Origin of the sequence: Calidithermus roseus (genome assembly GCF_003574095.1) — a bacterium.
Taxonomy (GTDB): domain Bacteria; phylum Deinococcota; class Deinococci; order Deinococcales; family Thermaceae; genus Calidithermus; species Calidithermus roseus.
Genome location: NZ_QWLA01000014.1, coordinates 44,756 through 55,211 on the forward strand (window position 1 = coordinate 44,756; position 10,456 = coordinate 55,211).

Genomic DNA, 10,456 nt, shown 5'->3' on the forward strand with positions numbered 1-10,456 from the left:
ATTATGTCACGGCGAAGACCAAAAGCCGAATGCCCAACGCCGGTTGCACCAGGCAGAGGGCCCCTGCCCTCAGCCATCGGTCTAACCAGGGCTTTCTTGGCTTTCATAACCACTTCGTTTCTCGTGCCAGAACCACCAGCCGATGACTTCGGCCAGGACCCAGGCCAAAAGCGCGGCGGCGAGGACTATCCCCCACAAGGGCAGCGGGAGCATGACGGTCCCGAAGGCCTGAACGGTCGTGGGCCAGACTCCCACCAACACCTGAACCCCGATCCCCAGCAGCACCACCAGGTGGAGCGCCGGGTTCAGGGGTGGGGAGACCTCGGTGCGCCTCGAGGGGTAGCCGAAGAAGAGCTGCCCAATGGCCATGAAGTGGAAAGTCACGCTGCGGGCGGTCTCGAGTGGGTTTCCCATTCGCGGCACCAGCCCCAGCAAGCCCAGGCCCAGCAACGCTTTGACTGCCCCCGAGATCAGTACGAAGCGCAGCGAGGCCAGGTCCAGCAAGGGCGAGTTGGGCGGTTTGGGGGGGCGCCGCATCACTGCAGGGTTCTGGTCCAGCGCCAGCGCAAGCGCGGGCAGGCCGTCGGTCATGAGGTTGATCCACAGGATCTGCACCGCCGTGAGGGGGAGCAAAAGCGAGCCATCGGCTTCGCGCAGCCCCAGCACGAAGGCGATGAAGGCCCCCAACGCGACCAGCAGCACCTCCGAGAGGTTGGTGGAGAACAAAAAGCGCAAAAACTTCTGGATGTTCTCGTAGATGCTGCGCCCTTCCTCGATGGCCGCCACGATGGTGGCGAAGTTGTCGTCCAGCAGCACCAGGTCGGCCACCTCGCGGCTGACGTCCGAGCCGCGCTGCCCCATCGCCACCCCCACGTCCGAGCGCTTGAGGGCCGGGGCATCGTTGACCCCGTCGCCGGTCATGGCCACGATCTCCCCCTGCTCCTGCAGGGCCTGCACCAGGCGCAGCTTGTGTTCAGGCCGCACGCGGGCAAACACCCTGACCTGTTGCAGGGCTTGCTGCAGGGCTTCGGTGGTGTAGGCCTCGAGGTCCTCCCCACTCAGCACGCCTTCGCTGTGAATCCCGACCTGCCGGGCGATGGCGAGCGCGGTGGCGGGGTGATCTCCCGTGACCATCAGCACCCGGATCCCGGCCTGTTGGGCTGTGGCGATTGCCTCGGGGACCTCGGGCCGAGGGGGATCCCAAAACAGCACCAGGCCCAGAAATTCCAGGCCTTCCTCGACTTCCCCCTGTCCTGCGGCTATACCCAGTACCCGGTACCCCTCGCTGGCATAGGCAAGGGCTTTCTCGCTCCACGATCGTTGCTCTTCGGGGCTCAGCCGGCTTCGATTCAGCAAGACCTCGGGGGCTCCCTTGAAGTAGCTCACAGGCTTCCCCCCTTCCTCTACCGTGACCCGCATGTACTTCCAGGCGCTGTCGAAGGGGCGGCTCGAGCGGCGTGGAAGTTCCCTGAAGGCGCTCGTGTCCATCCCCTGAGCCTGGACGAAGCGCATGAGCCCCAGCTCCAACGGGTCTCCGGCCCCGGTGTCCTCGTCGGCATTGTTGGTGATGACCACGGCCTTGAGGGCTCGAGCAGGGTCGGGTGAGTCGAGGTGGCGCACTTCCATTTGGTTTTCGGTCAGGGTCCCGGTCTTATCGGTGACGATCACCGTGACCGAGCCCAGTGCCTCGACGGCGGCCAGGCGCCGCACCACGGCTTTGCGCTTGGCCATGCGCTCGACGCCGAGGGCCAGGGTGAGGGTGAGCACCGCCGGGAGCCCCTCTGGAACCGCGGCCACCGCCAGCGCTACGGCGAACACCACGACCTCGTCGAGCTGTTCCAGGCCCTCCACCAGCACGCCGGCTGCCGCAATTGCCCCGGCCAGGATCAGCACCCAGCGGGCGACCTGGCGGCCAAAGCGCTCGAGCTGCTGCTCGAGGGGGGTCTTGCCGGCCTCGATCTCGCCCAGCATCAAGGCTAGCCGACCCATGCTGCTGTGTGCGCCTGTGCGGCTGACTTCCAGAAGGGCCCTTCCCCGCACCAGCAGGGTACCGCTAAAGGCTTCCTGCCCCGACTCCTTTTCCTGTGGCAGCGACTCGCCGGTGAGCACCGACTCCTCCAGCATCACCCCCTGGGCCTCCCGTAGCACCCCGTCGGCGGGAACCCGGTCCCCGGCCTCCAGGCGTACCCAGTCTCCCGGCACGACCTCCCGGCTGGGCAGGCGTAGCCACTCTCCATCGCGCAGCACCCAGCTTTGTGGGGCCGCCAGTCCCTTCAAACGGGCCAGTGCCCCTTCCGAGCGGTACTCCTGATAGACCCCCAAGCCCGCGTTGAGCAGGAGGATCAGCCCAATGGCCAGCGCCTCGATGGGTAGGCCGTGCATACCCTCGTAGACCCACAGCCCTAAATCGAAGAGCAGCGCGAAGAGCAGGATGTAGATCAAAGGGCTTTGGAACTGGCGGAAAAACCGGGCCCAGATGGGCTCGAGCGGCTTCTCCGGGAGGGCGTTGGGGCCATACCTGCTCAGCCGCGCCTGGGCCTCCGGATGGGACAGCCCACGCTGGTTCATGGTTTCTACTCCTCGAGGGCCGGACACGAACCTTCCGCCCCGGATTCAGAATCCCATAGTGAGAATTTGGCTTTCGTTCATAGGTTGCTCCGGGGGCCTTACCGCACCAGCAGCACCGGACACTGCGCGTGGGATACCACCTTCTGGCTCTGGCTACCCAGCAGCAAGCCACGCAACTGTCCCAGCCCCCGCGTGCCCATCACGATCAAATCGGGTTGGCGGGCTTCGGCAACCCGCAGGATGACCTCCGCAGCGCTTCCCTCCAGGGCCTCGCTTTCCAGCTCGGGAACCTCACCAACGATCTCCTGGCCTCGCTGCAAAATTTCTCTCGCTGCCTCGGTACGCCGCAAAAGCACCTCCTGCAGATAGGGCTCGCCCAGGTAACCGGGAACCGGATCGTAGGCGTGGATAATGTGCAGCCTGGCTCCGTACTGCCGGGCTAGGTCCCCCGCCAGCCGAGCCGCTTTCTGCGCGTGCTCGGAACCGTCGAAGGCCAGAACGATGTTTTTGATCATCTTTACCTCCAGATCACCGATAGCCACCAGCGTGCCTCTTGCCTCCTCTACCGAACGCGCCCCGAAATGGATGGCTGGGGCGGGACACGAGCGGTCGTACTGAAGTCGCTCTCGGCAAGCTCCAGGCCGAATAGCCTGGCTTCCTGCTCGAGCCACCGCGCCAGCAACTGATCGTTGGCGGTATCCAGCTCCACCGCCTGACCCTCCAGGGTCAACCAGACCAGAGGGCCACAGCCATAGGCCAGGCAGATCAACTCGCGCCGCAAGTGTTCGGCAAAAGGGCTATGGCCCTCCACCAGGGCGTGGCTGTATACGGTAGTTCCGTCACGAAATCTCCAGTAGGCCATGCCATGACTCTCCCCCTTCCATCGGCTTGCTGGGCTCGCTTCGGAGCTTGCTCGAGGTGGACGGCAGCATCAACTTACGGTGTTCCCCAGCCCTCCGCCGAGCTACCGCCGCGCCGCTGAACTGGCATGCGCACTCACCCTCAAAGCCGGATTGATCATGTCGAGGCGGCGCTTTCCGACGTTTTCATTATGACTATGAACTTTGGGGCGAATTGTCCCTGGCAATTCCCGGTACAACGCGATCCCCGGTGCGCGTTGGGTGAAAAATTTCTACCCTATTTGATCCCGCTTCTCGCCACACCCTGAACGAACTGCTTCTGAGCCAGGAAATAGCCCAGGACGATGGGCAGGATGGACAGGGTAGAGGCGGCCATCAAGGCTCCGTAGTCGCTGCCTGCTTCCCCGATGAAAGCTTGCAGCCCGAGCTGGATGGTGCGCATCTCCGGGGAGTTCGTCACGATCAGGGGCCACAGCAGGGCATTGTAGGCCCCTAGAAAGGTGAAGATGCCGTAGGTGACCATGCCGGGGACCGAAAGCGGCAGGGCGATACGCCACAACTGGCTCCAGTACGTCGCCCCGTCGATGCGGGCGGCGTCGAAGAGGTCTTGGGGCAGCGAGAGGTAGAACTGCCGCAGCAGGAAGATGCCGAACACCGAGGCCAGCCAGGGCACGATCAGGGCGTAGTAGGTATCGAGCCACCCCAAGCGCGAGAGCAGGATGTAGTTGGGGATCAGCAGCACCTCGCCGGGGATCATCAAGGTGGCGATGATCAGGCTGAAGACGAACTCCTTGCCGGGGAAGGGGATGCGCGCGAGGGCGAAGGCCGCCATGGCCGCGATGAAGAGGCCCCCCAGCACCTGCGTGAGCGCGGTGAAGAAGCTGTTGAAGAAGTAGCGACCAAAGGGCGCGGCGTACCAGGCCTCGCGGAAGTTGTGGAGCACGTAGCCCAGCACCCCCGGCGCCAGGTTGCTCCAGGAGAGTTCCCAGTCCTCGCCCCGACTGCTGATGCTGTCGGGCTGGAGCTCGAGGCGGTACGTGGGGTAGCTCTTGGCGATGCGCAGGCGCACCGGCAGCAGCCGGAAGGACTCCTGCCCGCCGTTGGTGAGCGTGACCTCCCACCAGCCGTCCTCGAAGGCCGTTTCGATGCGGGTGTTGTCGGCCCTGGGGTCGGAGAAGGCCGCCGGGGGCGTGGGGATGGTGACCACCGGCTCGGGGCCCTTCTCCCCGGTGTACACCCGCAGCACCACGCTGCGCCCGGCCCGGTAACCGCCCCACCACATGGAGCCCCCCTGGGCTCCCAGCCGGGCCGCCGCGGCCCAGTTGGCCGGCTTGAGCCGCTCAGGAACCCACACCGGCACGGCCTGCTGGGCCTCCTGCGGGCTCTTGAGGCTGGTGGCGAGCATCCAGTAGAAGGGGAAGGCCATGATCGCCGAGCCCGCGATGAGCACGGTGTAGACGGTGATTTGTCCCAGCAGGGGTTTAAGCCTCATAAGTCACCCTCCGCTCGAGCACCCGCCGCTGCACCAGAGTCAGCACCAGGATCATGATGAACACCACTACCGCCAGCGCCGAGGCGTAGGAGAAGTTGGAGTCGCGGAAGCCCTTGTTGTAGAGGTAGAGCGCGAGGGTCAGCGTGTCTTGCAAGACCCCGCCGGTGGGAGTGAGGATGAGCACCTGGGTGAAGACCTGGAACGCCCCGATCAGGGAGAGGGTGAAGAGGAAAAAAGTAGTAGGGGAGAGCAGTGGCCAGGTGATGAAGCGCACCTTCTGCCACCAGCTCGCCCCGTCGAGTTCGGCGGCCTCGTAATACTCCTTGGGGATGTTCTGCAGCCCGGCCAGCAGCACCACGATCTGGTAGCCCAGAAAGTGCCAGATGCTCATGGCCATCACCGCCACGAAGGCCACGCTCGGTCCGGCCCAGAAACCGCTCAGGTTTATGCCCAGCGGCCTCAGTATTCGGGCGAAGATCCCCTCCGGCGTGCTCAGCCACTGGAAGCCAGGCGTTCCCAGCAGCCAGTTCAAGAAGCCGAACTCGGGGTTGTAGATCCAGTCCCACACCGCCGCTGCCGCGGTCAGCGCGGTGATGTAGGGCAGGAAGTACAGCGTGCGAAAGAGCCCCTGCAGCTTCACCTTCTCGTTGAGCAGGATGGCCATGAGGGTCGCCAGCCCGATCCCGATGGGCACGGTGAAGGCCACGAACCAGAAGGTATTGCCCATGGCCTTCCAGAACAGCGGGTCGCGCGTCAGCAGGATTTCGTAGTTCAACAGCCCCACGAAGCGGCTGTGCCCGATGAAGTTGAAGCGGTCGAGAAAGGAAAGCCACAAAGCGTAAAAGGCGGGAATCACCTGCCACACCAGCAGCAGGCCCACCGCGGGCCAGACCAACGCCCAGCCCCAAAACGCTCCCAGATCCTTCTCGCTGACGTGCCTCGCCCAGCCCCAGTAGCCCACGAATACGCCCAGCGGTATCAACAGCGATAGCCAGGGCAGGCCATACCCCGCCACAGTCCCCGCCAATCCAATGGCCAGCCCCAACCAGGCTAGAGGAAGCGGTTTGCCCTGGATTGCCCACAGCCCGGCTGCGAGGGCTGCAACCGCTGCCAGGGCATACGAACCCGCCCCGGCAAAGCGCAGCTCCCACAGCAGCCGAACCAGCACGGCCACCACGCCAAGGCCGAGATAGAGGGCTAAGCGCGTACCCATCGGGCCTGAATATACCGCATACCACAATACCCCCCGCCAGTCTTCAGCGGGGGGTACTTCCTGGTGGCCCTTTTTAGCTCGCTGTAGACAGTATGCTTCCACCCAGGAGGCTAAACCCTAGGACCAGGAAGGCCACCAGGGTCAGCACCACGGCCTGTTCGGTGAGCACCAGAGCCAAGATGCCCAGGGCCACGCTCGCGATTCCGGCCAGCACGTATCCGCCGACGGCCGAGGAAATCCGTTCCTGGGCCACCACTTTAGCGATCGGGCTGAGGTTGGTGACCTCGAGAGTCAGGGCCAGGAACCGGCTCACTGAACCCGCCGAGTAAGCGAGTGCGGCCCCCAGGATTATGGCCACCACCGCCGGGAGGGTTCCAGCACCCACCCCCAGGATGGCGAGGATGCCCAGGATCACCCCGCTGATGCCGGCGGCCTGGGCGCTGGCGTACTCCCCACCACCGTTGAGGCCGAGGTCCCGCAGGCGCTTGGCTTCCTCCTCGCTCAGACGGCCCGCCAGGTCCATCACCCGGCCCATCATCTCTCCGCCATAAGCCAGAAGGGCCAAGCCGGTCGCCGCGGCTGCGATCTGAACGAAGCTCGTGGCGAAAACGCCCGCGAGGCCCAAGATGGCCAGTACCACCGAAACCGCCCCAGACAAAAGCTCCAGCCGCGTGCTCGCTGTCTTGCCTACAAGCCTAACCATTGTTTCACCTCCTTTACTGTCGCCATTGGCGACGGCGTAACATCGTGAATTGCTGAACTATCTGGAGGCGCGACTACCAGCCACCGACAGTCTGGTGCGGGCTGGCAAGTGGATATATCAGCGGATATGCCAAAGCAATTATAGCTCAGTGGGTTCATGCGACCAGCCTTTGCATCTCAGGCGCTTTGCCTCTAGACTGAAGTGCTCATGGCTGGACTGGAGAACCGCCGCGCACGCCACGACTACGAGATCCTCGAGACCTACGAGGCAGGGTTGGTACTGCGGGGCACCGAGGTCAAGTCCATCCGGTCGGGCCAGGTGGACTTCACCGGTGCCTTCGCCCGCTTCGAGGACGGCGAACTCTTCATCGAAGGGCTCTACATCGCCCCCTACGAGAAGGGTTCCTACACCAACCACGACCCCCGCCGCCTGCGCAAGCTGCTGTTGCACAAAAGCGAGTTGCAAAAGCTGCGCTCGAGGGTCGAGCAGAAGGGTCTGACCCTGGTCCCGCTCAAGATCTATTTCAATGAGCGCGGCCTGGCCAAGATGCTCATAGGGCTTGGGCGCGGCAAGAAAGCCTTTCAGAAGAAGGACGACGATAAGCGCCGGGCCGTGCAGCGCGAGCTGGAGAGCTGGTGAGCTTGCAAGCAGTGTTCACAGCGGTTAGAACTGTAGCGATGTTCGGCTTGTTCGCCAGAGATGAACGCGGGCGCTGGCCGATGCTGGCCTTACTGGCCCTGTTGTTGCTGGCCTTCACCGCAGCCCAGGACCAGTCCTCCTTGGCCGTAGGCAACCGCACCGTGCCCGTGGCTTTCGCCGGCGGGGTTGCTTACGGCCCAGCTGAGCCCATCGCCCAGGCCCTGGGGCTGGGTTTCACCGCCTCCCGTACAGGCGTCTACGTCAGTCTGGGGGGGCGGGTGGAGTGGTTTGCCTATGCCAACAGCGCCGCCGAGGCCGGGAGCACCGGCAAGGCCTGGCGGCGGGAGGGTGAGCCCTGGCTTCCCATCCGCGGCCTGGCTGCCGTGTTCGACCTGGAGTATCGCCAGGTAGGCAGCATCTACGTGCTGGGTCTGCGTCCGGCCCGCCTGCTGGCGGTGCGCAAGAGCGCGAGCTCCGACCCCGGCCGGGTGATTTTGCGCTTTGACCGCGACGTGCAGGTGCGCCTGCTCGAGCAGAGTCCCCCCACCCTGGCCCTCATCGGTGTGGTGGAGGCCGGCGAGAGCGGGGGCCTCGAACTCAGCCCGGCTGATTACGGCCTGCGCCTGACCCTTCCTTCCGTTCCCGGCTCTCTGCGGATCTCCTATTCCAGCAACGCGGTGATGCTGGAGTGGGGTCAGGGCAAGTTCAGCCCCCAGGTCGTGCTCGATCCCGGCCACGGCGGCGGCGATACGGGAGTCGTGGTAGGGGGGGTGCGTGAGAAGGACATCGTCCTCAACCTCGCCCGTCGCCTGGCCGAAAACCTCCGCAGCCGTGACCTGAGCGTGACCCTGACCCGCTCGGATGACCGCAACCCCTCCCTGCGGGAACGGGCCGGCGAGGCCACCTTCGCCCAGGTCTTCGTCAGCCTGCACGCGACCAGTGGCAAGAACGTCACCCTCTACACCTACCCCGACGAGCGCGGCCTGGCCTTCCTGGACAAAGGGCGGCAACTCCTGCCCAAGACGCCGGGGCCCCGCCGGGACGTGCTGGGCCGCTTCGTGGCCGAACCCGGCGCCAGCTTGCGCCTATCCAGGGAGATCACCGGTGCCCTGGCCAGCCGGGCCCTGGTACCCCTCGAGGCCCAGGGCCCCTACTTCGTGCTCTCGCAGGCCGGAGGCGCGGCGGTGCTGCTCGAGGTGGGCATGGACGAAGCCAGCAACCCTGAACAGCGTGGGAAGATCGTGGAGGCACTGACCGAGGCCATCCTCAAGTACCTGGGGATCCCCCTGGAGGAACCTCGAACCCAGCCTATCGACGCGTCCCCCCCGCTTGGAGGCGGCACCCGATGAGACGTTTCCTGACCCTCTTCAACCTTTTGGGCCTGCTGGTACTAATCGGCGGAGCCTGGGTCTTCCTCTATACCCAGGGGGCTTTGCAGGTGCCGGTGGTCAGCCTCCCCAGCAAGGCCGACGAGCAGTTGGGCCAGCGCGCCGTGCGCCTGCATTTTGCCAATGCCAAGGCCGATGGCTTTGCCGTCGAGACCCGAACCATCCGGATTGCCGCGGGCGACGACCCCCTCGAGCTGGCCCTGGCCGAGTTGCTCAAGGGGCCCCAGGCCCAGGGAGCTTTCCCCATCGCCCCGGTTGGCTTGGGGGTGCCCGAGGTGTACCTGTACGGTGAGATGGCCGTGGTTAATCTGCCCGCCGAGTACGGCAAGCTCCGACAAGGCAGCGCCGCCGAGGTGATGCTCGTCTACGGCATGGCCTACACGCTGCTCGACTTTCCCCAGGTCAAGTCGGTGCGTTTTTTGCTCGAGGGTAAGGAAGTTGAATCGCTCGGGCACCTCAGCTTGCTCGAGCCCATCACCCGGTCTCAATAGGCCAGCTTATAAATTTTTCACGATCAGGTTTATCGTGAATCTATTCACTTACATACTGAGTAGGCAAACCCAGTCCTATACGGTACACTCAGCCCTCGATCGACGCGAGGCGGATGTTCTTAGACCATGCGGATAGAGCAGATCACCCTCCAGGGTTTCAAATCGTTCGGTGAGCGCACCCGGCTGGACTTCGGCCCCAACGTGACCGGGGTAGTGGGGCCCAATGGGTCGGGCAAGAGCAACCTGGTCGAGGCCCTGCGCTGGATTGTGGGGGCCCGGGCGCGGGAACTGCGGGGGGAGGAAGCCCAGGCCCTGCTGTTCCACGGCTCGGACGGCCACGCCCCCATGGGTTTTGCCGAGGTCGAGCTGGTGCTTTCCAGAGGCCGCGAGCGGCTGGTGATCTCCCGCCGGCTCGACCGCGATGGCAGCAGCGACGTGCGGCTTTCGGGCCAGAAGGCCACCTTCAAGGCCATCGAGCGGGCGCTGGCGGGTTCGGGGCTCGCGCGCGGAGGCTACGCCATCATCGGGCAGGGGGAGGTGGGCGAGGTGCTCCAGGCGGGGCCCGAGGTGTTGCTGGCCTACCTCGAGGAAGCCGCCGGCCTCAAGGCAGTGACCCTGGCCAGCCGCACCGCGCAGGAGCGGCTGGAAGCGGCCACGCGCGAGATGGAGGGCTTGGGGCGAAAGCACGCTGAGCTGAAGGAGAGCCTGCAGGCCAAAGCGGCCCAGGCCGAAGCCGCCCGCCAGGCCCGCGCGCTCGCCCGGCAGCTGCTCGCGCTCAAGCGCGGCCTGGTGCAAGCACGCATCCAGGAGTCCCAGGCCGAAGCTCGCAAGACCCAGGCCCGCATCGCCGAACTCGAAGCCGAGCGGGGGCAACTCGCCGAGCGCCTGGAACAGCTGCAGGGGGAAAAGACCCAGCTGCAAGGGGACCTCGAGCAGCTCAACAAGGCTCACGCCGAGGCCCTGCGCCAGGCCGAGGCCCTGCAGGGCGAGCGGCGGCTGATGAGCCAGGAGATCGCCCACCTGCGCGATCTGGAGGCCCGGCTGCGGCGCGAAGCCGAGGGGCTGAGTGCCCAGCTGGCTCGGTTGGATGCCCTCCCCGCGC

General features: G+C 65.3%; 10 protein-coding genes. 4 read left to right on the forward strand and 6 right to left on the reverse strand.

Annotation, left to right across the window (positions count from 1 at the left end; translation table 11 throughout):
- Positions 1 to 81 precede the first annotated feature (81 nt).
- From Mrose_RS05385 to Mrose_RS05410, 6 genes are all read right to left on the reverse strand, one after another.
- Positions 82 to 2,568 (reverse strand): cation-translocating P-type ATPase, encoded by a 2,487-nt coding sequence (locus Mrose_RS05385; RefSeq protein ID WP_119276402.1) that lies wholly within the window; start codon positions 2,566 to 2,568, stop codon positions 82 to 84.
- Between the two features lie 98 nt (positions 2,569 to 2,666).
- Positions 2,667 to 3,083, reverse strand: coding sequence for a universal stress protein (locus Mrose_RS05390; protein ID WP_119276403.1), 417 nt, complete (start codon positions 3,081 to 3,083; stop codon positions 2,667 to 2,669).
- Positions 3,084 to 3,130: 47 nt separating this feature from the next.
- On the reverse strand, positions 3,131 to 3,430 hold the full coding sequence (locus tag Mrose_RS05395; protein WP_119276404.1) for a hypothetical protein: 300 nt from the start codon (positions 3,428 to 3,430) through the stop codon (positions 3,131 to 3,133).
- Between the two features lie 275 nt (positions 3,431 to 3,705).
- Positions 3,706 to 4,920, reverse strand: coding sequence for a carbohydrate ABC transporter permease (locus Mrose_RS05400; protein ID WP_119276405.1), 1,215 nt, complete (start codon positions 4,918 to 4,920; stop codon positions 3,706 to 3,708).
- The gene (locus Mrose_RS05405) at positions 4,910 to 6,133 is read right to left on the reverse strand and encodes a carbohydrate ABC transporter permease (protein WP_182482687.1); all 1,224 of its coding nucleotides are present in this window, start codon (positions 6,131 to 6,133) and stop codon (positions 4,910 to 4,912) included. The genes Mrose_RS05400 and Mrose_RS05405 overlap by 11 nt, the downstream gene beginning before the upstream one ends.
- A 73-nt stretch (positions 6,134 to 6,206) precedes the next feature.
- Positions 6,207 to 6,836 carry a hypothetical protein gene (locus Mrose_RS05410; protein ID WP_147371576.1) on the reverse strand — a complete coding sequence of 210 codons (630 nt, stop codon included), beginning with the start codon at positions 6,834 to 6,836 and terminating at the stop codon, positions 6,207 to 6,209.
- A gap of 207 nt (positions 6,837 to 7,043) precedes the next feature.
- On the opposite strand from Mrose_RS05410, the gene smpB reads away from it, so the two are divergent.
- The 4 genes from smpB to Mrose_RS05430 all read left to right on the forward strand — a co-directional run.
- A complete protein-coding gene (smpB, locus tag Mrose_RS05415) occupies positions 7,044 to 7,475 on the forward strand; it encodes an SsrA-binding protein SmpB (protein WP_119276407.1) in 432 nt (143 codons plus the stop codon).
- A 38-nt stretch (positions 7,476 to 7,513) separates the two neighbouring features.
- Positions 7,514 to 8,824 carry an N-acetylmuramoyl-L-alanine amidase family protein gene (locus tag Mrose_RS05420; protein WP_119276408.1) on the forward strand — a complete coding sequence of 437 codons (1,311 nt, stop codon included), beginning with the start codon at positions 7,514 to 7,516 and terminating at the stop codon, positions 8,822 to 8,824.
- Positions 8,821 to 9,354 carry a GerMN domain-containing protein gene (locus Mrose_RS05425; protein WP_119276409.1) on the forward strand — a complete coding sequence of 178 codons (534 nt, stop codon included), beginning with the start codon at positions 8,821 to 8,823 and terminating at the stop codon, positions 9,352 to 9,354. Before Mrose_RS05420 ends, Mrose_RS05425 begins: the two co-directional genes overlap by 4 nt.
- Positions 9,355 to 9,480: 126 nt before the next feature.
- Positions 9,481 to 10,456 (forward strand): AAA family ATPase (locus Mrose_RS05430; RefSeq protein WP_147371577.1); only part of this gene is annotated, 976 nt, incomplete at its 3' end.